The sequence below is a fragment of the Sphaerisporangium sp. NPDC049003 genome, from assembly GCF_043197795.1.
Lineage (GTDB): Bacteria > Actinomycetota > Actinomycetes > Streptosporangiales > Streptosporangiaceae > Sphaerisporangium.
On the sequence record NZ_JBICTU010000023.1, the window covers coordinates 96,520 to 120,067 of the forward strand.

At 71.2% G+C, this 23,548-nt stretch carries 23 protein-coding genes; 6 read left to right on the forward strand and 17 right to left on the reverse strand.

The window, feature by feature from the left end; translation table 11 throughout:
* Window positions 1–25: 25 nt before the first annotated feature.
* The 13 genes from ACGFIV_RS24875 to ACGFIV_RS24935 all read right to left on the reverse strand — a co-directional run bounded on the left by ACGFIV_RS24875 (window position 26) and on the right by ACGFIV_RS24935 (window position 16,201).
* A complete protein-coding gene (locus tag ACGFIV_RS24875; protein WP_358559780.1) occupies window positions 26–1,675 on the reverse strand; it encodes a GTPase in 1,650 nt (549 codons plus the stop codon).
* A complete protein-coding gene (locus ACGFIV_RS24880) occupies window positions 1,672–4,686 on the reverse strand; it encodes a GTPase (protein WP_392837927.1) in 3,015 nt (1,004 codons plus the stop codon). The genes ACGFIV_RS24875 and ACGFIV_RS24880 overlap by 4 nt, the downstream gene beginning before the upstream one ends.
* Window positions 4,683–5,918, reverse strand: coding sequence for a uroporphyrinogen-III C-methyltransferase (gene cobA, locus ACGFIV_RS24885; RefSeq protein WP_358550334.1), 1,236 nt, complete (start codon window positions 5,916–5,918; stop codon window positions 4,683–4,685). The genes ACGFIV_RS24880 and cobA overlap by 4 nt, the downstream gene beginning before the upstream one ends.
* Window positions 5,919–5,973: 55 nt before the next feature.
* On the reverse strand, window positions 5,974–7,014 hold the full coding sequence (speB, locus tag ACGFIV_RS24890; RefSeq protein WP_358550331.1) for an agmatinase: 1,041 nt from the start codon (window positions 7,012–7,014) through the stop codon (window positions 5,974–5,976).
* A 126-nt stretch (window positions 7,015–7,140) separates the two neighbouring features.
* Window positions 7,141–8,397: a nicotinate-nucleotide--dimethylbenzimidazole phosphoribosyltransferase gene (locus ACGFIV_RS24895; protein WP_392837979.1), complete on the reverse strand. Its 1,257-nt coding sequence runs from the start codon at window positions 8,395–8,397 to the stop codon at window positions 7,141–7,143.
* A gap of 9 nt (window positions 8,398–8,406) precedes the next feature.
* Window positions 8,407–9,597 carry a sirohydrochlorin chelatase gene (locus tag ACGFIV_RS24900; protein WP_358550329.1) on the reverse strand — a complete coding sequence of 397 codons (1,191 nt, stop codon included), beginning with the start codon at window positions 9,595–9,597 and terminating at the stop codon, window positions 8,407–8,409.
* Between the two features lie 173 nt (window positions 9,598–9,770).
* The gene (locus ACGFIV_RS24905; RefSeq protein WP_358550327.1) at window positions 9,771–10,859 is read right to left on the reverse strand and encodes a GNAT family N-acetyltransferase; all 1,089 of its coding nucleotides are present in this window, start codon (window positions 10,857–10,859) and stop codon (window positions 9,771–9,773) included.
* Window positions 10,860–11,053: 194 nt separating this feature from the next.
* Window positions 11,054–12,226, reverse strand: coding sequence for an ABC transporter permease (locus tag ACGFIV_RS24910; RefSeq protein WP_358550325.1), 1,173 nt, complete (start codon window positions 12,224–12,226; stop codon window positions 11,054–11,056).
* A complete protein-coding gene (locus ACGFIV_RS24915; RefSeq protein ID WP_358550323.1) occupies window positions 12,223–13,146 on the reverse strand; it encodes an ATP-binding cassette domain-containing protein in 924 nt (307 codons plus the stop codon). Before ACGFIV_RS24915 ends, ACGFIV_RS24910 begins: the two co-directional genes overlap by 4 nt.
* The gene (locus tag ACGFIV_RS24920; RefSeq protein ID WP_358550338.1) at window positions 13,139–13,312 is read right to left on the reverse strand and encodes a transcriptional regulator; all 174 of its coding nucleotides are present in this window, start codon (window positions 13,310–13,312) and stop codon (window positions 13,139–13,141) included. The genes ACGFIV_RS24915 and ACGFIV_RS24920 overlap by 8 nt, the downstream gene beginning before the upstream one ends.
* 15 nt (window positions 13,313–13,327) lie before the next feature.
* Complete coding sequence (locus ACGFIV_RS24925; RefSeq protein WP_358550321.1) at window positions 13,328–13,993, reverse strand: lactate utilization protein C; 666 nt, start codon at window positions 13,991–13,993, stop codon at window positions 13,328–13,330.
* Window positions 13,990–15,405 carry a lactate utilization protein B gene (locus ACGFIV_RS24930; protein ID WP_358550319.1) on the reverse strand — a complete coding sequence of 472 codons (1,416 nt, stop codon included), beginning with the start codon at window positions 15,403–15,405 and terminating at the stop codon, window positions 13,990–13,992. The genes ACGFIV_RS24925 and ACGFIV_RS24930 overlap by 4 nt, the downstream gene beginning before the upstream one ends.
* 19 nt (window positions 15,406–15,424) lie before the next feature.
* On the reverse strand, window positions 15,425–16,201 hold the full coding sequence (locus ACGFIV_RS24935; protein ID WP_358550317.1) for a (Fe-S)-binding protein: 777 nt from the start codon (window positions 16,199–16,201) through the stop codon (window positions 15,425–15,427).
* Window positions 16,202–16,289: 88 nt separating this feature from the next.
* Here ACGFIV_RS24935 and ACGFIV_RS24940 point away from each other — a divergent pair, with 88 nt between their 5' ends.
* From ACGFIV_RS24940 to ACGFIV_RS24955, 4 genes are all read left to right on the forward strand, one after another.
* Complete coding sequence (locus ACGFIV_RS24940; RefSeq protein ID WP_358550315.1) at window positions 16,290–17,054, forward strand: FCD domain-containing protein; 765 nt, start codon at window positions 16,290–16,292, stop codon at window positions 17,052–17,054.
* A gap of 71 nt (window positions 17,055–17,125) precedes the next feature.
* Window positions 17,126–18,145, forward strand: coding sequence for an LLM class F420-dependent oxidoreductase (locus tag ACGFIV_RS24945; protein ID WP_358550313.1), 1,020 nt, complete (start codon window positions 17,126–17,128; stop codon window positions 18,143–18,145).
* Window positions 18,146–18,326: 181 nt separating this feature from the next.
* Window positions 18,327–18,563 carry a hypothetical protein gene (locus tag ACGFIV_RS24950; RefSeq protein WP_358550312.1) on the forward strand — a complete coding sequence of 79 codons (237 nt, stop codon included), beginning with the start codon at window positions 18,327–18,329 and terminating at the stop codon, window positions 18,561–18,563.
* A 109-nt stretch (window positions 18,564–18,672) separates the two neighbouring features.
* The gene (locus ACGFIV_RS24955; RefSeq protein ID WP_358550311.1) at window positions 18,673–19,077 is read left to right on the forward strand and encodes a YchJ family metal-binding protein; all 405 of its coding nucleotides are present in this window, start codon (window positions 18,673–18,675) and stop codon (window positions 19,075–19,077) included.
* 41 nt (window positions 19,078–19,118) lie between these two features.
* Here the strand turns inward: ACGFIV_RS24955 and ACGFIV_RS24960 are convergent, their stop codons facing one another.
* From ACGFIV_RS24960 to ACGFIV_RS24975, 4 genes are all read right to left on the reverse strand, one after another.
* Complete coding sequence (locus tag ACGFIV_RS24960) at window positions 19,119–20,108, reverse strand: ABC transporter substrate-binding protein (protein WP_358550310.1); 990 nt, start codon at window positions 20,106–20,108, stop codon at window positions 19,119–19,121.
* A 226-nt stretch (window positions 20,109–20,334) separates the two neighbouring features.
* The gene (locus ACGFIV_RS24965; RefSeq protein ID WP_392837934.1) at window positions 20,335–21,369 is read right to left on the reverse strand and encodes an ABC transporter substrate-binding protein; all 1,035 of its coding nucleotides are present in this window, start codon (window positions 21,367–21,369) and stop codon (window positions 20,335–20,337) included.
* Window positions 21,311–21,502, reverse strand: coding sequence for a putative leader peptide (locus ACGFIV_RS24970; RefSeq protein WP_358551979.1), 192 nt, complete (start codon window positions 21,500–21,502; stop codon window positions 21,311–21,313). The genes ACGFIV_RS24965 and ACGFIV_RS24970 overlap by 59 nt, the downstream gene beginning before the upstream one ends.
* Before the next feature lie 92 nt (window positions 21,503–21,594).
* Window positions 21,595–21,717 carry a hypothetical protein gene (locus tag ACGFIV_RS24975; protein WP_392837937.1) on the reverse strand — a complete coding sequence of 41 codons (123 nt, stop codon included), beginning with the start codon at window positions 21,715–21,717 and terminating at the stop codon, window positions 21,595–21,597.
* Between ACGFIV_RS24975 and ACGFIV_RS24980 the strand changes: the two genes are divergently transcribed.
* Both ACGFIV_RS24980 and ACGFIV_RS24985 read left to right on the forward strand, forming a co-directional pair.
* A complete protein-coding gene (locus ACGFIV_RS24980) occupies window positions 21,698–22,627 on the forward strand; it encodes an MvdC/MvdD family ATP grasp protein (RefSeq protein WP_358551981.1) in 930 nt (309 codons plus the stop codon). The two genes, ACGFIV_RS24975 and ACGFIV_RS24980, sit on opposite strands and share 20 nt — an antisense overlap.
* A gap of 71 nt (window positions 22,628–22,698) precedes the next feature.
* Window positions 22,699–23,343 carry a response regulator transcription factor gene (locus ACGFIV_RS24985; RefSeq protein ID WP_358551983.1) on the forward strand — a complete coding sequence of 215 codons (645 nt, stop codon included), beginning with the start codon at window positions 22,699–22,701 and terminating at the stop codon, window positions 23,341–23,343.
* Window positions 23,344–23,548: the final 205 nt, after the last annotated feature.

Genomic DNA, 23,548 nt, shown 5'->3' on the forward strand with positions numbered 1-23,548 from the left:
TACCGGTTGAGGTCAGGGGCGTGGGTTAGCGGCGGCCGGCGGTGAGGGCGGCGAAGAAGTCGTTGTAGCGCCTGAGCTCCTGCTCCACCGGCTTGATGACCATGTCCTTGGACACCGCGGAGATCCGCCGGCGCATCTCCCGTTCGAGATGGTCGCGTTCCTTGCCGGCGCCCAGCACCACGAAGTTGCGACTGGAGATGGCAGAAAGCAGGCCCAGCCCGAGCACGCTGACCATCATCAACCCCAGCCACGGCAGGGCCGAGACGTCACCCAGCAGGTCGGAAGGCTCGCGGCCGACCTTGAAGACCCCGTACAGCAGGATCGCCCCCGCCCAGCCGACTCCTGCGGCGAACAGCACGACCAGGAGGTACTGCCAGATCTTCAGCAGCCACCACCATCCGGGCACCCGGTCGAGGCGCGGGGCGATCTCGCTCAGCTCTCCAGAAATGACCTGGGGCAGCTTGTTCAGCTGGGAACGCGCGGCGTCGCGGACGCCGTTCCGCCAGGCCTCCGGCATCCCGGAGCTCAGCCCGTCGGCCAGCGTCTGAACGGCGTTCTCCACCTCGGCGGGCTGGGCGCTGACCGATGCCGCGGTCACGGCCTTGATCTCGTCACGCACGTTGCCGAGGCGAAGGCTGTTCATGGGGTCGGGCCGCAGCCGTGAGGCCCATCGGGCGTACGGCCAGCCCACCCAGTCGACGGAGCGCACACCGTAGACGTTCTCCATCGCCTCCCCCACGGCCGGTACGCCGACCGCGTCGCACAGGGAGTCGGTGAGCCCTTCCTGCCTGGCGAGGTCGACGGTGGGCTGCACCGCCATGGCCTCGGGCGCGGGCATCACCTTGGTCAGCTTGACCATGATGCGGTCGAGATCGGCCTCCAGACGCCGCACGGCGGCCCGCCGGTTGGAGACGGACTCGGCCAGCACGCTCTTGAGGCTGTTCACGCCCCTGCCCGTGGTCGCCGAGGTTGGGACGATGCGCGGGTGCTGGACGCCCTCCCGCTTCAGCAGGTCGGACAGGTCGACGACGCACTCGGCCAGCTCCTCGGGGGCGAGCCGGTCGGCCTGGTTGAGCGCGAACACGGTGATCGCCTCGTGCCCGGCCAGTTCCGCGACATACTTGTTGTGCGTGGCCGCGTCGGCGTACTTCTGGGGGTCGAGCACCCACACGATCAGGTCGGCCACCTGGATCAGCCGGTCGGCCTCGTGGTCGGTGATGGCCCTGATCGAGTCGTGGTCGGGCAGGTCGAGCAGGATCAGGCCGTGGAGCTGGCTCTCTCCCCTATCCAGGGCGCTGGCACGGGCGAAGCGGTGCCGCCACTGGATCTGGAGCCAGTCGAGGAGCGGCCCGGCGCCGTCCAGCCCCCAGACGCACGCGTGGGTGCGCGCGGTCGTCGGCCGGCGTACGCCCGTAGGAGACAGCTCAAGCCCGGAGATGCGGTTGAACAGGGAGGACTTGCCGCTCCCCGTGCCACCGGCGAGGGCGACCACGGTGTGGTCGCCGGAGAGCTTGAGACGGTCACCCGCGCGGAGCAGCAGCTGCCCGGCCTCGGCGATCAACGCGGGGTCGACCCTTCCGGGGCCGAGCTCCACGAGCCTCGCGAGTGCCGAGAGCCGGTGGCCCAACTCGTTCCGCGTGTCCGTCGTCCCGGCACGCACGGCGCTGACACTCATCGGGCGACCTCAAGGTTGTACGTTGCCTGGTAGAGCCGCTTGGCGGCGGCCTCGTCGGGGATCCCCGCCTCGTCGAGCACCTGGACGTATCGCAGCGTCTCCTCGTCGAAGAGCACGCTGATGCGGGCTCGCAGGTCGCTGCGCGCCCTGGTGCCGATGCCGCGCAGCGACTCGGCGCCGAGAACCCCTCGCAGCAGGCGCTCGGGAAGGGTGCCCGTGCCGGAGGAGGTCGCGACGTCAGAGCTTCCGTAGCCGAGCAGCCCGATCATGAAGACCAGCGAGAGCGACTCCTCGTCGAAGGCGACCAGCTTGGCCACCGACCGCTTGGTGACGCCGCCCGAATGGATCAGCGCCACGACGTGTTCCTGCCAGGCTCCGATCGTACGGCCGACCCGGCGCACGAACTCGTCCGATGGGCGCCCGAGGCCGGGAGCGGCGGCGAGGCGGTCGCCGACGCCGTCGCGCTGGCGCCACCTGACGACGACCTCCTCGGCGGCCCGCTGCCCCGCGGAGACGATCACGGATTCGAGCCCGGAGCGGAGCGCCGACTTGAAGGCGCGCAGCCGCGCCGGAGCCTGCTGGCTCGTCTTGGTGGCCATGCGGCCGGGGCGGCGCAGGTGCAGGGTCTTCATCAGGTCGCCGGAGCCCGCGAAGTCCTGCCAGCGGGCGAGAACCTCACCGCGCAGCAGCGATCCGTCGGTCGTGGCCTCGTCGATCTCCGCCAGCGCGCCCATGTAAGCGGCGTCCACGTCGGTCCGGAGTTCCGCCCGGAAGGCGACCTGGGCCTCCAGGTGCCGTGCCAGAGCGGGGACGCGGCCGCGGAAGCTGTTCAGGACGCCGTCGAGGGTCGCCTGGATGGCCTGCGAGCGCCGCTGGTCGTCGACCGAAAACTCGGTCAGCCACATGCGCAGGTCGGCGACCTCCTCCTCGGGAAGGCGCCCCGCGGTCACCGTCGCCTCGTTGATGACGAACCGCTCGACGTCGCCGAGACCGTACTCCTGGAGCATCCGGGAGAAGTGCTTGTCGATCACTTCTCGGGATCTCACCGGCACGCGCGAGAGCACGATGGCCAGGCGGGCGCCGCGTTCCTTGGCGAGGCGCAGCAGGCTCCACGCGGGAGCGTCGGCGTAGCGGGTCGCGGTGGTGACGAACACCCACAGGTCGGCGGCGTCGAGCATGCGGTGGGCGACCTCGTGGTGGGTCTCCACCACCGAGTCGATGTCCGGGGTGTCGAGCAGGGCCACACCCTGGGGAAGCCGCTCGGTCGAGGCGAGCACGAGCGTGTCGAGAGACCCGTCGGTGGCCGGCCTGTCGACGCGGATCATGCCGCCGAGCACGTCGCCCTTGGCGAACCACTCGCGGTCGTCGGGGTGGCAGGCCAGTACGGGCGTGCCTGTGGTGGGACGGCGCACTCCCGTGGAGCTGACCTTCGCGGCGGCGAGGGTGTTGACCAGGGTCGACTTGCCCGCCCCCGTGGAGCCGACGACGGCGATCAGAGCGGGCGCGGTGCTCATGTGCACGCGCGGGATCACGTAGTCCTCGATCTGCGCGAGGATCTCGACCTGGGCCTTGCGCGCCTCCTCGACCCCGGGCACGTCGAGGCCGAGCCGCAGCCCGGTGACGCTGTCCCTCAGGCCGGAGAGCGCGGACGTCAGAGCTCGCGAGACGGGCTTGGGCAGCGGCACCTCCCGCACGCGCTCCGACACCTGGAAGCCGTCGTCGTCTTCGTCGTCTTCGCCGTCTTCGCCGCCTTCGTTGCCGTTAGCGGTGTCACTGCTGTTACTGCTGTCATGGCGCTCACTGCCGTCAGCGCCGTCGCCGTCATGGAGCTCGTCCCCGTCGTTGCCCTCATCGGAGCCGTCTGCGTCGGCCGCCTGGACGGACCCGGCAGGCTCCCACACACCGCGCGACCCGGTCCCGGTGTCGCCGTGGCTCGCTCGCGCCTCAGTGTGGGCGCTCTGCGGCCGTGTCTCCCTGAACGGGTCGAAGGGGACGTCTTCTGGGACGGGCAGGACGTCCTCGGCGTCGGCCGAGACGTCCTCAAGGTCGGCGGAGACGTCCTCCTGACCGGGTGAGACGTCTTCAGTATCGGCTGAGACGTCCCGCTGTACGGCTGAGACGTCCTCGGGACCAGCGGAAAGGCCCTCCGGGACGGACGGGACGTCCTCGGCGCCGGCGGAGACGTCCCCCGGCGCGGGTGGGACGTCCTCCGGCGCGGGTGGGACGTCCTCCGGCGCGGGTGGGATGTCCTGCTGTACGGCCCAGATGTCGGACTTCGCGGCGGAAGCATCTTCCGTCTTGCGTGAGATGTCCTCACTGTCGGAGAAGTCCTTCTGCGCGGGTAAGAGGTCAAGCGGGTCGGCGGAAACGGTCCCCGGAGTGGAGGAAAGGTCCCGCGCCTCGGCGGTGACGGCCTCCGGCACCGCCTTCACCGGGGCGAAAGCGTCGAACGCGGGCCAACCGGGGGCGGCCTCACCCGTGCCGCCGTCCCCGGTCGTCACCTGAGCGGCCTGTGCCTTGACCGGGGCGAACACATCGAACGCGGCCGGACCGGGCCCGGCGTCGTTCACAAGCCCGCCACCCGATCGCTCGTCATCGAGTCGCGCGTCGCCGGACCGCGCGTCGCGCTCGTCGGACGAACGAGCGCCGACATGCCCTTCAATGATCGCGCCGTCGCCAGCCGTCGCGGCGTTGTCCTCGGTCGCGGCCCCGTCACCGGTCGCGGCGTTGTCCTCGTTTGTGCCCTGGTCATCCTTAACAGCGTCGGTTGTGCCCCGGTCACCCGTAACCGCGTCGTCGGTGGAGGCGGGCTTGTGGCCGGAGGCGGCCGGGGCGCGCTTCGCGGGGATTCCGGCGTGACGGGGGTCGTCGTCGCCGGCACTGATCGCCTGGAACGTTATCGTCTGCTCCTCCGGGGTCTCGGGGACGCTGTCCCTCCCCTCGATCACCGCGTCACCTGACTGCTCGGTGTGCTCATCGGCGCACTCCGTCTTCTTCGCAGTCGATTTCACGGAACCCGCTCCGCTCGAACCATCTCGATCTCCTGGCCGACCCTGACGACGTCACCGACGACCACGATCGCCGGCGGCCGCGTCCCAGCGGCGATCACGCGCTCCGCCACCGTGGAGAGGCTGGCATACAGAGCTCGCTGGGTCGGAAGAGTACCGTCCTGTACCACCATCACGGGGGTTTCCGGCGAACGTCCGTCTCGCATGAGTGTGTCAGCGATCATGGCTATTCGTTCAACAGCCATCAGAAGTACCAGGGTTCCCGGTGATCTCGCCAGTCCCGCCCAGTCAACAGTTGATTTCGGATCGTCCGGCGCCACGTGAACGGAGATGACGTGGAACTCCTGGCTGACTCCCCGGTGGGTCACCGGCACCCCGGCCGCGGCGGGCACGGCCACCGCGCTCGTGACCCCGGGCACGACCACGACGGGGATGCCGGCGCGAGCGCACGCGAGCGCCTCTTCGCCGCCCCTGCCGAAGACGAAGGGGTCGCCCCCCTTCAGCCGCACGACGAACCTGCCCTGCCGCGCGTGCTCGATCAGCAGCTCGTTGATCTTCTCCTGGGCGAGGTAGCGGCCGTATGGGATCTTGGCGGCGTCGATCAGCTCGACGTCGGGCGCGAGCTCGTCCAGCAGCGCCCGGGGCGCGAGGCGGTCGGCCACGACCACGTCGGCCTGGGCCAGCAGCTGCCGCCCTCGTACGGTGATCAGGCCGGGGTCGCCGGGGCCGCCGCCGACCAGCGCGACGCCGACCGGCTTGGAGCGGTTGCGGCGGGCGTCGACCGTGCCGTCGCGCAGGGCGCTCACTACGGCGTCGCGGATGCCGGCCGCGCGGCGCGGGTCGCCTCCGGCGGTCACGGCCACGCTGATCTCGTCGACCCGTCCGCTGGCGGGCGTCCAGGCGGCGGAGGCGTCGCGGTCGTCGGCGCGTACGCACCAGATGCGCTTGGCCTCGGCCTCGGCGGCGATGGCCGCGTTGACGGACCGGCTGTCGGTGCACGCCTGGACCAGCCATGAGCCGTCGCAGTCACCGACCTGGTAGCGCCGGCGCTCCCACGTGATCAGGCCGTCGGCGATGAGGTCGTCGAGGGCCGGGGTCACGCTCGGGGACACGAGGGTGACCGACGCACCCGCGTCGAGCAGGGTTGGCACCCTGCGCTGGGCCACGCGCCCGCCGCCGACGACGAGCACGCGCCTGCCGTTGAGCCGAAGTCCGAGCAGGTAGGGGGACGACATGGGACGGTGTTCCCTTTCCCGGGAAGAGGCAAAACCCGTTGTCCGTGAAGTAAACCTACAGGCCCTCCGCCGTGGGAGGCGCAGCCAGCCTTCCTTCCAGAAGGGGCTTGCGCGGATCCCACGGCTCGCCCCCCGCCTCCACCTCGCGCTTGCGCGCGATCGCCGACAGGGCCTCAAGGATCACACGGTTCCCGAGGTAGGCGGTGATCTCCGCATGGTCGTACGGCGGGGCGACCTCGACCACTTCCAGACCGACCACCGGCAGCTCGTAACAGATGCGCCGTACCGAGTCGAGAAGCTGCCGCGCGGACAGGCCGCCGGGCTCTGGGGTGCCCGTGCCCGGGGCGTGAGCGGGGTCGCACACGTCGATGTCGACGGAGAGGTACACGCCGTCGCACTCGTCGGTGGCGATGGCGAATGCCTCGGTCAGGCATTCGGTGAGGCCGCGCTCGACGATCTCGGTCATCTCGTACGAGCGCATCTCCTGCTGGGCCATCCAGCCGAGGGTCTTCGGACCCGGCCAGTAGCCACGCAGGCCGATCTGCAGGAACCTGTCCCCGCGGATCGCCTCGGACTCGATGAGCCGCCGCATCGGCTGGCCGTGCCCGTACAGGTGGCCGAACTCGATGTCGCCGGTGTCCGCGTGGGCGTCGAAGTGGATCATCGACACCCGTCCGAACCCGTGGTGACGGGCCACGCCGCGGGCGTCGGGCAGCGCGACGGTGTGGTCGCCCCCGAGGACGAGCGGGATCGCCCCGGAAGCGGAGATCGTGTAGACGGCCTCCTCGATGTTCCTGATCGAGCCTTCGATGTCGCCGGAGTAGCACTCGACGTCACCGGCGTCCAGGACCTTGAGATCCCGCAGGGCGTCCACGCGCAGGGCCATGCTCGGCCGGGAACCGTCGTGGGGCAGGTAGCAGGCCTGCCGCAGGGCCATCGGGCCGAACCGCGCGCCCGGCCTGTTGCTGGTGCCCCCGTCGAAGGGGGCTCCGACGATCACGACGTCCGCTCCCGCGAAGCTGGCCGGATCGCCCAGGTCGCAGCGCTCCACACCGAGGAAGGTGATGTCGGGACCGAACATGGGGCCGTAGCGCATCAGGATCCAATCATGCTCCGTAGCGGAATGTCACCATTTAACCCCATTTCATGAATGATGCACCGCACAAGTGATCGTCGACCCACATGCCCCGGAGAGACGCCCGGCACCCGGTTTCGGGAGGTGCTAGATGGCGTCGAGGGTGGTCTGGGCGTCCTTGTCGGTTACCCCTGCGGAGTCGAAGGTCGCCACGTCGTGCATGACACGTACGGCCGCGCTCACCAGCGGGTACGCGAGCAGGGCCCCCGTACCCTCGCCGAGCCGGAGCTCCAGGTCGACCAGGGGGCGGAGGCCGAGGTGGTCGAGGGCGATGGCGTGCCCTGGCTCGGCCGAGCGGTGCCCCGCCACGCAGTAGTCGACGGCGTCGGGTGCCAGCGCGGCGGCGACCAGCGCCGCCGACCCGGCGATGACCCCGTCGAGGATGACCGGCACGCCTGCCGCGGCGGCGCCGAGGACGAACCCGGCGATCGCGGCGTGCTCCAGCCCGCCCACCGCCGCCAGCCTGCGCAGCGCCTCGTCCACGGAACCGGACGGAGTGCCCCGCCCCCCGGAATCCACGACACCGGACGGAGCGTCCCGCTCGCCGGAAACCACGACACCGGACGGCGAACCCTGCCCAGCGGAGTCCACGGCCCCCGGCGGCGAGCCGAGCTCGGCGGGCGGGACGCCCTCGGCCGGCCGGGTCGGCGGGGTGGGGGGGATACCGTTGATCTCCAGGCCGCGGCGGACGATCTCGATCTTGCGGCTGAGGGTGGCGGCGTCGGCGCCGGTGCCCCTGCCGGTGGTCCCGGCCGCGTCGGCGCCCGTGAAGGCGCAGATGAGAGCGGCCGACGCGGTGGTGTTCGCGATGCCCATGTCACCGGTGATCAGGCAGGCCGCGCCGGCGCCGGTCAGGTCGCGGGCCACGGACACGCCCACCTCGATGGCCGCCACGGCCTGGTCGATGGTCATGGCCGGGCCGCGTGACAGGTCGGCCGTGCCGTACGCGACCTTGCGGGAGAGCAACCCGGGCGCCTCGGGAAGGTCGGAGGCGACGCCGACGTCGACCACGGTCACCGACGTGCCGACCTGCGCGGCGAAGGCGTTGGCCACGGCGCCGCCCGCGAGGAAGTTCGTCACCATCTGGGTGGTGACCTCCTGCGGCCAGGGGCTGACCCCCTGGGCGTGCACGCCGTGGTCGGCGGCGAAGATGGCCAGGGCGGCGGGCGTGGGAAGCGGCGGCGGGCAGGCGCCCGCGACGCCGGCGAGGCGGACCGCGACCTCCTCCAGCACGCCGAGCGCGCCACGCGGCTTGGTCAGGCGGTCCTGGTGTGCCCGCGCGTCGGCCATGGCCTGACGGCCGGCCGGCCGGATCGCCGCTAGGGTCTGCCGGAGGATCTCCATGCTCATCGGTCAGACCAGCCCGTCGACCATCGCGGCCTCGTCGAGGGGGAGCATTCGCACGGCGGGCCGGCCCACGCGGACGACATCCTGACCGCCTTCCTGCGGGGACCCGACGCGGACACCCTGAGCGCCCTCGCGGACGTCCTGCCCGCCCTCGTCAAGGGACCCGACGCGGACGTCCTGCCCGCTCCCGTCCAGGGACCCGATACCGTCCAGAGACAACTGCTCGCCCACCCTTTCGAGAAGTTCGTCCCCAGCCTGGCCGGAAACCAGTGGTTCCGCAATGCCCAGAACGCGCTCCTCGGCGTCCTCCAGCGGCCACAGGTCGGCGGCGCCGAGGATCTCGTCCTCGGAGTCCGCCACGTCGGGGCCGGGCCGGCGCAGGGAGGCGTCGGTCGCCTCCAGCACCTCTTCGTACCGCTCGATGATCAGGTCGGCGAGCCCCTCGCAGTCGCCGATCACCTCCGCGCAGCGCACGTCGAGGTCGATGTGCCCGGCGGCGTAGGCGAGGGCCTCGGCCCAGATGCGTTCGAGCACGCCCCCGGCGAACAGCAGGTAAGGGAGTACGACGACCCGCTTGGCGCCGAGGCGGCGGCAGCGCTCGATGCCCTGGGCGACGCTCGGCGGGGCGTCGGCGACGTAGGCGGTCTCGACGGTCAGCAGCTCGGGGGCATGCGTCTCCCAGAACAGCCGCGAGACCCGGTGCACCTCGGCGTTCGCCCCGGTGTCGGATGACCCGTGGCCGACCAGCACGACGGCGGTCTCGGCGGGCGTCACCGGCTCCCACGGCGCCTCGCCGTGCTCTTCGGTCATGGAGACCGACGCGAGGCGGGGCATCTCGGCGAGCGCGTCGGCGAGTCGCTCGGCCATCAGCGCGAGCACCTGGGGCGAGGCGCCGAGAGCCCGGCCCCGGTCGCAGGTGAGGATGGGATGGGCCACGCGCGCCCTCGCGATGGCGGCGGGGACGTCCTCGCTGTCGCCGAGCGTGAGGGGAATGGCCACCAGGCGATGGTGACCCCGGGCGACCAGGGAGGCGACGGAGTCGCTCAGTGACGGGCGTCCCTTGGCGACGAACCCACCTGACACATCCGCCACTAACTGGTCGAGTCGGCACCGCAGCCGGTGGACGAAACGGCCGAACTCTGCTGCACCGGTGTCATCGTGGGCGCCGTGCCCTATGAGAAGGAGCGGCGGCTTCATGTGGATCTCCGATACTTTGACCTGCGGATATGTTGGTCGGGCCGAGAGGATATCCGAATCTGTCAATCCATGGACATCGCTTTGCGGAGCATTTGGTCAAGACAAGACCGACCGTTCATCGTGATCTGGGTCGGCGGGCCGCCATGCGAGGGGGTGTGGCCTCCGGCCTTACCTCAGACCGTCTCGCCCTTGAGCAAACTGAACAGCACGGCGTCGGAGATCCCCCCGGACACGGGCAGTGCCCGCCGGAGCACTCCCTCCTCGACGAACCCGGCCTTGCGCGCGACGGCCTGGCTCGCGACGTTGCCGACGGCGGCGAGCAGGGTGACGCGGTGGAAGCCCCGCATCATGAGGAACGTGGTCACCGCACGCGTCGCCTCGGAGGCGAAGCCCTGGCGCCGTGCCCACGGCGAGATCCAGTAGCCGACCTCGACGTCCCCGCGCTCCCAGTCGGCCCGCTGCACGCCCGCCGACCCTGCGAGGCGACCTCCCGCCTTGGGCTCGATGGCGAACTGAAGGCCGTTCACGGAGTCGCTGTGAGCGAACCTGGTGCACCAGTCGTACGAGCGCTGGAGGTCGTACCCCTCGGCCCAGGGCATCCAGCGGTGGATCTCGGGGTCGCCGTCGACGGCGTCGAAGACGTCCCTGGCGTCGGTGCCGGTGAAGGGGCGCAGGATGAGGCGTTCGCTCTCAAGGCGGACGCCGGTGCCGAAGCCGCGGCCGTTCATGGTGGGCGGCCCCATGATGATGTCGCGGGAGAGCAGGCCGAAGACGACCAGGTCGTGCGGCCCGTCGTCCTCGAAGCCCGCGCCGCGCAGCACGCCTTCGCGGGTGAAGCCCGCTTTCTCGGCGACCCGGAGGGAGGCGGTGTTGTCGAGGTTGGCACGCAGCTCGACCCGTCGCAGGCCGCCCTTGGTGAGCATCCACTCGGTCAGCCCGCTCACGGCTTCTGGGGCGTAGCCCCGGCCCCGGTGCGCGGGGTGGACGCCGTACCCGATCTCGGCGGTGGCGGCGCCCCAGACGGTCTTGAACAGGCTGACGGCCCCGACGATCGCCCCCTCTGCGACCATCGCCAGGTGGATGCCCTGCCCGGATCGCCACAGCTCATGGACCCCGTACGACAGCCACTGGGCCACGCCGGAGACGTGGCCCGGCACGCCGGGCGGGAGGAACCGCGCCCCGGACTCGATGATCGCGCGGACCCGGTCGGCGTCGCGTGGGCCGAAGGGCCGTATGACCAGCCGCCTCGTCGTGATCGTCAAGTGCTGATCGAAACCCGTCAATTCCATCTCCCCTGTACGGACATATCAGCTCACCGCACATTGGGGGTTGCCCGCAACTTGAATAGCCCTTGGTGGAAGGACAAGCTCGGCCGACCCCCAAGGACCCGATTTTCTCACGTCACGGCCGCCCCGGGAGACGACTCACCGCCCAGCCGACCCTCCTCCCACGAGGGCTACGAGGCGGACCTCAGCGCCTCCCGCCACCGAACCCGCGCGCCCGTACGCAGCACCGCGCGCTGGTAGATCAGGCCGCCCGCGTACAGCGTGGCCGCCGCCGCGAGAACCATCAGGCCCATCGCCAGGCCCGTCTCCCAGAGCGGCACGTCGACGACGGCCGACCTCACCGGCATGACCATGGAGGAGAACGGCGGGACGATCGACAGCACGTGCGTCAGCGTCCCGTCCGGGGACCGGGCCCCGATGAAGCCGATCAGGTAGCTCGCCATCAACAGCATCGTGGCGGGCGTGAGGACCCCGCTGAGCTCCTCCTGCCGGGACACCAGCGAGGCGATCGCCGCGAACATCGCCGCGTAGAAGGCGTAGCCGAGCAGGAACCACACGATCGTGCTCGCCACCACGCCGTACGTGCCGTCGGGCAGGTCGGGCACCGCCCCGCTGATCTGGGCCGCCGCGAGGCCGACCACGGCGATCACCACGATCTGCGAGAGCCCGAGCACGCCGAGGCCGATGACCTTGCCGGCCAGGAGCTGCCAAGGCCGTACGGAGGTCAGGAGGATCTCCACGATCCTGCTGCCCTTCTCCTCCACCACGCCCATCGCCACCCAGGTGCAGATCTGGATCAGCAGCATGAACAGGATGACGACGATGACCATCGCGATCACGAGCCGGACCGTCGCGTCCTCGCCGCTGCCGTTGAGGGTCACCTCCTTCATCGGCCGCACCTGCTGCGCCTGCCCGACCTTGGCGGGGTCGAGTCCGGCGGCGGTGAGGTTCTCCTCGGTGGCCACCATGCGGTGGGCGGTGTCGAGGATCACCGAGAGGTCCTGGCCGACCACGGTCTTGGAGATCACCGTCTCGTTGCCCACGACCGCGGCCTCGACGTCGCCGGCCGCCACGGCCGCGCGCGCCGCCGTCTCGTCGGCGTAGCGGGTGACCTTGACGGTGAGGTCGCCCCCCGGCGGGGCCTGCGCGGTGAGCGCGGCCTGGAGCCGGTCGGCCTGCGTGCCCACCAGGCCCACGGTGTGGTCGGACCCCCCTCCGAGCAGCCTTGGAAGGGCGGCCAGCACGGCCACCAGCACCGCCGTGACCAGCAGGCCGTAGCGGTATCCCTTGGTGCGGCCCCGCACGCCGATCTCGCGGCGGGCGACCAGAGCTACGGCGTTCACGCGACCACCTCACGGAAGATCTCGGCGAGCGAGGGCTCCAGCCATCCGAAGTGCTGCACCCGGCCGGCGCTCGTGGCGACGCGCAGAGCCTCCTGGTCGTCGGCCGGCGTCAGGATCACCTCGTCGTAGCGCTCGGTCGCCCCCGACTGGGCGGGATCCCCGTGGGGCGGCCGGACGATCTTGGTGATGATCTCTCCGGGCAGCCGGTCGGCCCATCCGGACTCGGCGCCGGTCACGACGATGCGCAGGCGTTTGCGCGACTCCCGTGCGCGCAACTCCGCCACGGTGCCTCCGGCGACCATGCGGCCGCCCTTGATGATGCCGACCGAGTCGCACAACCGCTCGACCAGGTCGAGCTGGTGGCTGGAGAACACGACCGGGACCCCAGCGGCCGTACGCTCGGCCAGCACCCCGGCGAGGGCGTCGACCGCGATCGGGTCGAGACCGGAGAACGGCTCGTCGAGGACCAGCACCTCGGGCTCGTGGATGAGCGCCACGGCGAGCTGCACGCGCTGCTGGTTGCCCAGCGACAGGCTGTCGACGTCGTCGCCGCGCCGCTCGGTGAGCCCGAGCCGCTCGATCAGGGCGTCCGACGACCGCTTGGAGGCCCCCGCGTCCATGCCGCCGAGCCTGCCGAAGTACTCGATCTGCTCGGCGACGCGCATCTTGGCGTACAGCCCGCGCTCTTCGGGCATGTAGCCGAACCTGCGGCGGGTCTCGAAGCCGGCCCGCCTGCCCTTCCACCGGACCTCGCCGCCGTCGGCGCCGAGCACGCCCATGACGATGCGCATCGTCGTGGTCTTGCCTGCGCCGTTCGCGCCGACGAAGCCGAACATCTCGCCGGGGCCCACCGTGAGGCTCACGCCGTCGAGGGCGACCGTGTCGCCGTACCGTTTCTTGAGCCCGTCCACTTCAAGCATGGGGGGATCCCTTCATTGTCTTTTCGAGTACGGAGACGTACTCCTTGAAAGCCTCGCGGCCCTCGGGGGTGAGTGAGAACCAGGTGCCGGGTTTCTTGCTGACGAAGGCCTTCCGCACCTTGACGTAACCGGCCTCTTCGAGGGTAGGCATGTGCTTGGACGGCAGGGAGTCCTGGCGTGCCTACGGGAGGTGCGGGAGGTCCTCCGTGATGATCACTTCGAGCGTGCGGGGGCCGTGTACGCCCTCGACGCGGTTCAGCTCGATGTCACTGGTCGCCGAGGGGCCGCTGATCCAGGTCAGGGGCCGTACCGGGTCGAGACGGGCGACCGCCTCCGGCACGCCTGACACGACCTGGCCGGCCCTCACCACGCACAGGTGGTAGTCCGGCACGAGGGTGAGCGCCCTGCGTCCCTGGCCGGGGCCGGCGTCGAGCACGATCGTCCCGGTCTCGGCGACGCCCGCCGCGCAGCCGGTGATCACGCCGTTCGCCGCTTCGAGATCGGCGGCGCTCAGCGGTGGATCGTCCCGGAGCCGCTGAAGGCCGGGCGCGGCGGCCAGCCAGCCGTCCGGCAGTCCGTCCGGGACGACCACCCGCCGCGCGCCCCGGCTCGACAGCGCCAGGGCGAGGGTGGCGGCGACCTCGCTCTCGGGCACGACATGGACGATCGCCCGGTAATCGCGGACCCGCTCGGCGAACAGCTCGACGATCGGCTCCCGGGACCCGGACTCGTGGCCCGCCGCCCGGTACCGGCGGGGAACCTCGACCTCGGGGGCGCCCGCTACGGCCGCGCGGATCCGGGAGAGGATCAGGTCACGGGCGCCCTGTGTTCCAGGCGGACGGCTCATCGGTGGCCTCCCTCGGTGCGGTCCCACCAGTCACGGAACGACTCCGCGGGCACCGCCGGGACGTCCCTGGTGTCCGTCCACGCCGCACCGGGACCCGGCAGGCGCCTCTTCGGCACGAGCTTTCTGAACCGGCTCGCCAGGCGCTGGGCGCGCTCCAGCCGTACCGGCGAGTCGAGCACCCACCCCGCGGCCTTCAGCCCGAACCGCTCGGCCGGGCCGTGCGGCGCCTTGGCGCGCAGGTGGACCAGCACCTCGGGGATGTCGATCGCGACGGGGCACACGTCGTAGCACGCGCCGCACAGGCTGGAGGCGTACGGCAGCGAGGCGTCGAGCTCGGAGGCCATCCCGCGAAGCTGCGGGGTCAGGATGGCCCCGATCGGCCCGGGATAGACCGAGCCGTACGCGTGGCCCCCGGCGCGCTCGTACACGGGGCAGACGTTGAGGCAGGCGGAGCAGCGGATGCAGCGCAGCGCCTGGCGCCCGATCTCGTCGGCCAGCACCTTGGTGCGGCCGTTGTCGAGGAGCACGAGGTGGAACTCCTGGCCCTCGGTGGCGCCCGTCCACATGGAGGTGTACGGGTTCATCCGCTCGCCGGTGGAGCTCCTCGGCAGCAGTTGCAGGAACACCTCAAGGTCGCGCCAGGTGGGCAGGACCTTCTCGATGCCGACCACGCTGATCAGCGTCTCGGGAAGGGTCAGGCACATGCGGCCGTTGCCCTCGGACTCAAGGACCACCAGGGTGCCGGTCTCCGCGACCACGAAGTTGGCCCCGGAGACGCCGACCTTGGTGGAGAGGAACCGCTCGCGCAGGTGCAGGCGCGCGGCCTCGGCGAGCGCCCTCGGGTCGTCGCTCAAGCTCTCGGGGGCGGGACGGCCCCACTCGGCCATGTGCTCGCGGAAGATCTCGCGGATCTCCGAGCGGTTGCGGTGGATCGCCGGGACCAGGATGTGGGACGGCCAGTCGTCGCCGAGCTGCACGATCAGCTCGGCGAGGTCGGTCTCGTAGGCGGTGATCCCGGCTGTCGCCAGCGCCTCGTTGAGGCCGATCTCCTGGGTGGCCATCGACTTGACCTTGACCACCTCGGTCTGGCCCGTGGCCCTGACCAGTCCGGTCACGATCGCGTTGGCCTCGGCGGCGTCCGACGCCCAGTGGACGTGGCCGCCCGCCGCGGTGACCGTCTCCTCCACCTGGAGCAGGTAGTGGTCGAGGTTGCGCAGCGCCTCGTCCTTGATCGCCCTGCCCGCCGCGCGCAGCTCCCCCCAGTCGGGCAGCTCCCCGACCACTGACGCCCGTTTGGCGCGGATCGTGTGCGTCGCCTTGCGGAGGTTGAACCTGAGCTGGGAGTCCTGGAGGGCCTCCTCTGCGTTCTCCGGGAAGGAGGGCATGCCGAGGAAGGTGCCGGGGCCGGTCATCGTCCTTCTCCTTCGCGGGTCACTGCTCCGCCTCCGTGGTGGCGAGGATCTCGGCCAGGTGCATGACCCTCACGCCGGTGCGGAGACGGCTGAGCGTGCCGCCGATGTGCATCAGGCAGGAGTTGTCGGCGGCGCAGAGCACTTCGGCGCCAGTAGAGGTGATATTTCTGACTTTGTCAGCACACATGGCCGCCGAGACCGCCGCGTTCTTCACCGCGAAGGTGCCACCGAAGCCGCAGCACTCCTCCGCGCCGGGAAGGGGCGCGAGCTCCAGGCCTCGTACGCTCTGGAGCAGCCGGGTGGGCCGGTCGCCCACGCGCAGCCCGCGGAGCGAGTGACACGTTGGGTGATATGTCACCCGGTGTGGGAAATATGCGCCTACGTCGGTGACGCCGAGCACGTCCACGAGGAACTCCGACAGGTCGTACACGTTCGGGGTCACCTCGGCCACGGCCTCGGCGAACGGGGAGTGCCCGCCGTGGGCGCTCGCGAAGGCGCCCGCCCGCGTCGCCCCCATGCCCGCCGCCAGCTTCGGATACTGCTCGCGCACCATCGCGGCGCACGAGCCGGACGGGGCCACCACGGCGTCGTAACCGCGGAAGACCTCCAGGAAGTGCCGCGCCAGCCGCACCCCCTCGTCGCGGTATCCGGTGTTGACGTGCATCTGACCGCAACAGGTCTGGGCCGTGGGGAACTCCACCTCGCAGCCGAGGCGGCGCAGCAGCGTCACGACCGCCTTCCCCGTGCCCGGGAAGAGCGTGTCGTTGACACACGTGACGAACAGGGCGACCCGCATCGGACCCCTTCCTCGGGTGCATCGAGTCACTCCGGCCGGTGAAAGCCGAGTATGGTCAGACCATACTCCAGGGCCGAAGGAGGGTCACGTGGCGGGCAGGGCGCGGCGGACGCGCGCGTTTGAGGAGGTGCTCCTCCAGGTCGAGCGGCGGATCGCCGACGACGGGCTCAGGGTGGGAGACCGTCTCCCCGGCGAGCGGCAGCTCGCCGAGCAGCTCCAGGTGAGCCGGGCCTCGGTGCGGGAGGCGCTTCGCGTGCTCGAAACGCTGGGCGTGGTGTCGTCGCAGGCCGGGCGGGGTCCCGACGCGGGTGCGATCCTCACCTCCCGCCCCGACAGCGCGCTCACCGACCTGCTGCGCCTCAGCCTCGGCCTGTCAAGCCTGTCGCTGCGCGAGGTCATCGACACCCGCCTGATGATCGAACGCTGGTCCGCCGAGCACGCCGCACGCGGCGCGACCACACAGGCCCGGATTGACGCGATGGCGGCGGCTCGACCCGGCGCGACCACGGAGCTTCGACCTGACGCGGTGGCGGAGGCTCGACCCGGCGCGATGGCGGAGGCCATACGGGCCATGGAGGCGGCGGCGACCGCCGAGGAGTTCGTGGAACACGACATCGCCTTCCACGTGGCCATCGCCGAGGCCTCCGGCAACCGGCTCGTGGCGGCCGTGATGCGCGCCCTGCGCGACGCGATGCGCCGGTACGCCATCGAGGCCGTCGAGCGCCTCGGCGACACCGGCGTGCTGCGGGAGGACCACCGCCGGATCCACGACGCGATCACCTCGGGCGACGCGGCGGCCGCGATCGACGCCGTGACGGCGCACCTCGCCCACGCCTACCCCGAGCTCTTCTGACCCTCGACCAGCCCAGCTAGAACGTGTTCTAATTGCGGGGCGTCGTGCCGTACTCCCGCGGAGGTCTGGACATGAGCGGTGACCTGAAGCTCGGACTGAACGTCGGCTACTGGCAGCGGAACGCCGACGACGCCACCGAGGTGGTCCAGACGGCCGAGCGGCTCGGCTACGACTCGGTGTGGACGGCCGAGGCGTACGGGTCGGACGCCTTCACCCCTCTGGCGTGGTACGGCGCCAGGACCAGCAGGATCAAGCTGGGCACCAGCGTCGCGCAGATCTCGGCGCGCGCGCCCGTCACCACCGCGATGACCGCGATGACGCTCGACCACCTCACCGGCGGCCGGCTGCTGCTCGGCATCGGCGCGTCCGGGCCCCAGGTCGTGGAGGGCTGGTACGGCCGGCCGTTCCCCCGGCCGCTCGCCCGCACCCGCGAGTACGTCGACATCATGCGCAAGGTGTGGCGCAGGGAAGAACCGGTTACCAGCGACGGCCCGCACTACCCACTCCCGTACCCCGGCGGGGCCGAGCTCGGCAAGCCGCTCAAGCTGATCACCCATCCCCTGCGGCCGGAGATCCCGATCTATCTCGGCGCGGAGGGACCGAAGAACGTGGCGCTGGCCGCCGAGATCACCGACGGCTGGCTGCCGCTGTTCGTCTTCCCCGAGAAGATCGAGAGCATGTACGGCGGCGCGCTGGCGGGCGCGAGGCCCGGCTTCGACATCGCGGCGATGGTCCTGGTGACGATCACCGATGACGTCCAGGCCGCACTGAACGGCGTGAAGATGATGCTCACGCTGTACATCGGCGGCATGGGCGCCAAGAGCCGTAACTTCCACGCCGACATCGTCGGCCGCATGGGCTTCGCGGACGCGGCCCACAAGATCCAGGAGCTGTACCTCGCGGGCCGCAGGGACGAGGCCTTCGAGGCGATCCCGGACGAACTGGCGGACGGCATCTCCCTGGTGGGCCCGATCGGGCGGATCCGCGAGCGGCTCGAACTGTGGCGCGCCAGCCCGGTGACCAGCCTCCTCGTCATGGGCCCCCGCGACGAACCCAGCCTCCGCGCGATCCGCGACCTCGTCCTCGGCTGACCACCCCCGGCGTGCTGAACGTTTCAGACCCGTGGCCCCCTTCCGCGGGACCGCCCCAGGTCAGTGCCCTCGGGCACGGGGGGCGGCGGGCGTGGTCTGTCTCCTGGCGGGGCGGCGATGCGACGCTTCCTGGTGCTGCCCGGTCCGTAGCGGTTCCGGATGTCATCCCGCAGGAGGATTCATGCACAAGGTACGAACCCTGCTCCTCACGGTCGCCCTGGCCGGTGGCCTGGCGATTTCCCTGGGGGCCGCGCCGGCGCAGGCCGCCACCCTCCGGAACGTCTACTACGAAGCGTCCGACTGTTACCGATACGGCACCTACGGCGTCCAGAACGGTCTGTGGACCTCGTACACGTGCACCTACGTCAGCAACGGGTCCAGCACGTGGCCGTACGGCTTCTGGTTCCTCTACGCGTGACCTCTCCTCCCGCTGCCCGGCCGGAAGCTCCTTCGGGCGACCAGGGAGCGCCTCCTGGCCGGGCATCAGCACGACGGTCCGGGCCTGGGCCGGCGGCACAATGGTAGGCATGCCCCATCGCGAACCCGCCACCTGCCCCTGCGGCCTTCCCTCCTCTTACCAGGACTGCTGCGGCCGATTCCATCGTGGCGAGGCCACCGCGTCCACGGCGGAACAGCTCATGCGTTCCCGGTTCAGCGCGTTCGGCGTCGGGGACAAGGCGTACCTGCTGCGCACGTGGCATCCGTCCGACCGGCCGACCCGCGTCGGCTTCGAGAAGGGCCTGCGCTGGGTTCGCCTGGAGATCCTGGACTCCACCGGGGGCAGCCCCTTCCACACCGAAGGGACGGTCCGCTTCCGCGCCCACTACGTCGACCGCGGACGCCCGGGCCACATGGAGGAGAACAGCCACTTCACCCGACTCGACGGCCACTGGGTCTACACGGGTGCCACGGAGCCGCCGCGCTCGACGTGAGCGTTCGCCGGGCGTGGACGAGGCGCTTCGGGCGGGGGCCGTCAGACCGCTGCCCTGAGGTGTGGCCTGGCGGCCCCGAGCCTGTGGGGCTCGGGCCTGGTGGGTTCCTTCTTGCGCGGCTCGGGCGTCGTCAGGGCGGTGGAGACCACGGACTCCAGGTCGGGGGCGGCCGCGGCGGAGATGTCGATCGGGCGGCGGAGGAAGCCGGCCGCGTACAGGATGCCGGCGGCCTCCTGTTGCTCGGCGAGGAACTCCGCGCCCGCGGGCTCCAGCCGCCAGGGCAGGCGGGCGAGGGCGATCTCCCAGGCATCGACTGAGCCGCCGACCGCCTCCACCATGAGGTGGGCCGCCTCCCTCGGATTGGCCCTCGCCCAGTCGTCGGCCTGCTGGAGCGCCCTGACCAGGGCGGCGACCGCGTCCGGGCGGGTCTCGGCGAAGTCGCGCCGAGTGAAGAACACCGACCGGTTCGAGATCACCCCCGCCGTGCCCGCGAGGGTCACGGTCTTCCCGGATGCCTCCGCCTTCACCAGGTCGGCCCCCTGGGCGACCCATGCGGCGATCTCACCCGCGCGCAGCCACCGTACGGCCTCACGCCCGACCGCGCGGGGTTCGATGTCCTGGTACGAAAGGCCGGCCTCGGCGAGCAGCTTGGCCAGGAAGTGGGTCTGCCAGGAACCGACGCCGAAGGCGACGGGCCTGCCGGCGAGATCGGCGACCGACCGGATGGGAGCCGCACGAGGCGGCGCGCCTTCCGGGCCGGGCGCGGCGACCAGGAGCGCTCCGTGGCCGGGGCGGGGGGCGGAGGCGGCCGCGTAGACGACGGGGAGCCCGGCGGCCTGGGCGGCGAGGGGCGGGGTCGATCCGGTGCCGCCGAAGTCGATCGCGCCCTCGGCCAGCAGCTCGCCGGTCCGCGTGCCGTCCGCGTAGAAGTACAGCTCCAGGGGCTCTTCGAAGGTGTCGAGGACATGATCGAGGCGCGAGAGGAAGAACAGGGACGGATTGCCGTTGTGCACGCCTATTCGAATGGTCACAGGTGAACCCCCAAGTCTCGTATCAGGATGGACACCGGGAGGGAGGGCTGCCAACCCCTTAACGCCCTCCCTCTCCGGTGCCTCCGGATACGGCGGCCATCCTGTTGAGCGCGCCCCGCTCTTCGCCGTATCCCGCTCGTGATCCCCGGAAGGTTCCCGCGGCCTGTTCCCGGTACGTCCGCCGGCACGTCCGCACGGTGAGTTCCCGGTACGTCCGCCGACGCGTTCATGCGGTCTGTTCCTGGTAGGTCCGCCGGCGGGCGTGGGCGCTCGCGAGCGGGGTGTGGTCGGCCCAGGAGCCCACGTCCACGGCGGACTCAAGGAAGCCGTGCGTCCACAGGAAACGCTCCTGCTCGGCGAGCAGGCCGAGCCGCTCGGCGGACAGGTCGATCGTGAGGTCGGGCAGGCGGTGGGCGCCCGGCGGCCGGGCGGCGTCCCCGGACAGGGTCAGGGCCTGGTCGGGATAGGCGCTCGCCCACTCGGCGGCGTCCAGCAGGACCCGCAGGAACCGCGCGACGACGTCCGGACGTACGTCCAGCAGCAACTGGTCGACGGTGATCGGCCTGACCGTGCCGTCGTTGATCCTCACCCGCTGGTCCGGGTGGCCGTCGAGGTCGATCGCGACGTGCAGGCCGTACCGCGCGGCGGCCTCCACGGCCGCGGCGCCCTTGACGTACACGGCGTCGATGTCGCCCCTGGCGAGCGCTTCGAGCTCCGGCTCCCACTGCCGGGAGCCGGCCCCGGGAAGCCCGGCAGGGGTGGATGCCCGCCGCGGGCCGCCGAGCACGGCGGGGACGGAGGTCCGCCGGCCGGGGACGGGTGTGACCGGGACGTCGACCAGGTGGACGTCGTTGAGGGTGAGCCCGCCCGCCCAGAGGGCCCCCTGGAACCCCCGCAGGGCCGTCGCGCGGCGGACGTCGACCGGAACGCCCTTGCTCAGAGGCAGGCCGAGCCGCCGTCCCCGCAGGTCCTCCGGGTCCTGGATGGTCACGTACGGCCGCGTGATGACGGCCTGGCGTTCTTCGACCCAGGTCAGGCCGATGAGGCGGGTCGAGGCACCGCGTGAGCGCGCCCACAGCGCCGGTACGTTGCCGTCGTCGCGGAGCAGCGTCCTGAGCGTGCGCTCGTGGCGATGCCCCTCCGAGACGAGGTGGCGTACGGCGATGCCCTCGGGGGTGAACTCGTCGTCGAGCCAGCCGAGATCAGCGGCGATCCCGGTGGCGGTGGGTCCTGGGCGGCGGTGGTACCACAGCTCCTGCACTGGCTTCTCCTGTCGTGGTCGATCGGCCGATGGGTGTCTCGGCCCGACAGAGGGCCCCGGTGACCCTGCACAGATCGACGTGTCGGCGGGAAGTCAGAAAGGCGGCGCGGTCCACCTGCCCTACGGTAGACACTCGGCCGACACTTTGCAACTATCCCTACTGGTTTTATCTGGAATACCTTTCCAAGCCATCCACAAGTCAGTGGTTCCGCCGACAAGCTGCGATCAAGTGATCACCGTCATCGTGGAAACGTCCAGGGGTTCGGAGACGCCGTGGTGGCGGGCGAGGGGGGTCTGCCATGACCACGCACGAGTGGAGACCAGCATCATGAGCAGCACGGTGCTCATCCTCACCGAGGATGGCGACACCCAGGCGCGGCACGTCGCCCGCGCGCTGGCCGGGCGAGGAGCCGACACGCTGGTCCTCGACCCCGGGTGGTTCCCCGGCGCCGCCCGGCTCTCCGTCGCGCTGGACCCGTCCGGGTCGGCCCGGCGGATGCTCCTCACCGACGAGCGGCGCGTCGACCTCGACCGCCTCACGTCGGTGTGGTTCCGGTGCCCGGGGCCGCCGCTGGGCGATCCGGCCGACGACGGCCCCGTACAGCAGAACGGGCTCGCCTCCGACGTGTGGGACACGCTCGACTGCCTGGCCGTGCCGGCGTCGCGCGCGGTGATCCAGCGCGCCCAGCGCAAGCTCTACCAGCTCTCGGCCGCGGGCCGGCTGGGCTTCGAGCTGCCCTCCACGCTGATCAGCACCGACCACGACGAGCTGCTGGACTTCTACCTCGCCCACCAGGGGCAGATCGTCACCCGGGTGCTCAACCGGCCGTGGGCCATCACCGAGCGGGCCCCGCAGGAGCAGGTCCCGACGCTCACCGACCCCAAGGGCACCGGGCCGTTCCCCATGGTCGCGCAGGCACAGGTGCTGCGCAGGCTCGCGTTGCGGGTGATCGTCATCGGCTCCCGGGTGTTCGCCGCCGAGATCCACTCGCCGAAGAGCGTACGGCGACTGCGCCCGCACACCCTGCCCGACGACGTGGGGTTGCGCTGCCTGAACCTCATGCAGGCCCTCGGCCTGTCCTTCGGGACCATCGACCTGACCCTGACCCCCGAGGGCCGTTACGTCTTCCTGGAGGTGAACCCCGGAGGCGGCTTCGTGCTGATCGAGGAGATCACCGGCATGCCCGTCACCGAGGCCATCTGCGACCTGTTACTCACCGCCTCATCACAGGAACAGGCGCCACCGGTCCAGGCATAGGCCCTCCCGGCCATCGGCCGGACGGGACGAATCGGGCGGCGAGCCTCGCGCTTGCTGGCAGAATCGGTCGGGTGAGGGTACTCGTGGCGGACGACCAGGAGCTCGTACGGACCGGATTCCAGATGATCCTCGATGCTCAGCCGGACATCGAGGTGGTCGCGGCCGTCGCCGACGGGGCCGCGGCGGTCGAGCAGGCCCGCCGCCTCCGGCCCGACGTCTGCCTGCTGGACATCCGGATGCCCCGGCTCGACGGCCTGGAGGTCACGAGGATCCTGGCCGGTCCCGGCGTGCCCGACCCCATACGCGTGGTGATCGTCACGACCTTCGACCTCGACGAGTACGTCTACGGGGCGCTGCGGGCGGGGGCCTGCGGGTTCCTGCTCAAGGACAGCGGGCCCGCGTTGCTGATCGAGGCGGTCCGCGCCGCCGCCAACGGTGACGCGCTGGTCTCGCCGTCGGTCACGGTGCGGCTGCTCGCGCAGCTCGCGAGGCCCGTGGCCGTCCCGGCGAGGGCACCGAGGGAGACGCTGACCGAGCGCGAGCTGGACGTCGTGCGCCTGGTCGCGCGGGGCCGCACCAACCAGGAGGTCGGCGGGGAGCTGTTCGTCTCCCTCTCCACGGTGAAGACGCACCTCGGCAGCATCCAGATGAAGCTCGGCGCCCGCAACCGCGTCGAGATCGCGGCATGGGCCTGGGAGTCAGGCATCGTCCGCTGAGCCGCCGTGGCGGGGTCCGATGAGCGCCTCGGCGGGGCTCGCGCCGTAGGGCGGACGGGTGCGCTACGCGCATACGTCGATCAAGCTTTCCCGCGCGCTCCCCGTGCGCGGATAAACCTCAGATCATCTCGTGGATATCCAGGATCTTCCCCCTCGCCTCGCCGATTAGCGGAGAGGTCTCCTGGATAGGACAGAGGCAGGCGTC

Excerpts from the sequence above, each read along its gene's own strand:
- ACGFIV_RS24955 (WP_358550311.1), top strand. The coding sequence starts at position 18,673 with ATGCCCCATCGCGAACCCGCCACCTGCCCCTGCGGCCTTCCCTCCTCT.
- ACGFIV_RS24975 (WP_392837937.1), bottom strand. The coding sequence starts at position 21,717 with ATGAGCACCGTGCTGCTCATGATGCTGGTCTCCACTCGTGCGTGGTCA.
- ACGFIV_RS24900 (WP_358550329.1), bottom strand. The coding sequence starts at position 9,597 with ATGAAGCCGCCGCTCCTTCTCATAGGGCACGGCGCCCACGATGACACC.
- cobA (WP_358550334.1), bottom strand. The coding sequence starts at position 5,918 with ATGTCGTCCCCCTACCTGCTCGGACTTCGGCTCAACGGCAGGCGCGTG.
- ACGFIV_RS24945 (WP_358550313.1), top strand. The coding sequence starts at position 17,126 with ATGAGCGGTGACCTGAAGCTCGGACTGAACGTCGGCTACTGGCAGCGG.
- speB (WP_358550331.1), bottom strand. The coding sequence starts at position 7,014 with ATGCGCTACGGCCCCATGTTCGGTCCCGACATCACCTTCCTCGGTGTG.
- ACGFIV_RS24915 (WP_358550323.1), bottom strand. The coding sequence starts at position 13,146 with ATGCTTGAAGTGGACGGGCTCAAGAAACGGTACGGCGACACGGTCGCC.
- ACGFIV_RS24935 (WP_358550317.1), bottom strand. The coding sequence starts at position 16,201 with ATGCGGGTCGCCCTGTTCGTCACGTGTGTCAACGACACGCTCTTCCCG.
- ACGFIV_RS24930 (WP_358550319.1), bottom strand. The coding sequence starts at position 15,405 with ATGACCGGCCCCGGCACCTTCCTCGGCATGCCCTCCTTCCCGGAGAAC.
- ACGFIV_RS24980 (WP_358551981.1), top strand. The coding sequence starts at position 21,698 with ATGAGCAGCACGGTGCTCATCCTCACCGAGGATGGCGACACCCAGGCG.
- ACGFIV_RS24925 (WP_358550321.1), bottom strand. The coding sequence starts at position 13,993 with ATGAGCCGTCCGCCTGGAACACAGGGCGCCCGTGACCTGATCCTCTCC.
- ACGFIV_RS24950 (WP_358550312.1), top strand. The coding sequence starts at position 18,327 with ATGCACAAGGTACGAACCCTGCTCCTCACGGTCGCCCTGGCCGGTGGC.
- ACGFIV_RS24895 (WP_392837979.1), bottom strand. The coding sequence starts at position 8,397 with ATGGAGATCCTCCGGCAGACCCTAGCGGCGATCCGGCCGGCCGGCCGT.
- ACGFIV_RS24875 (WP_358559780.1), bottom strand. The coding sequence starts at position 1,675 with ATGAGTGTCAGCGCCGTGCGTGCCGGGACGACGGACACGCGGAACGAG.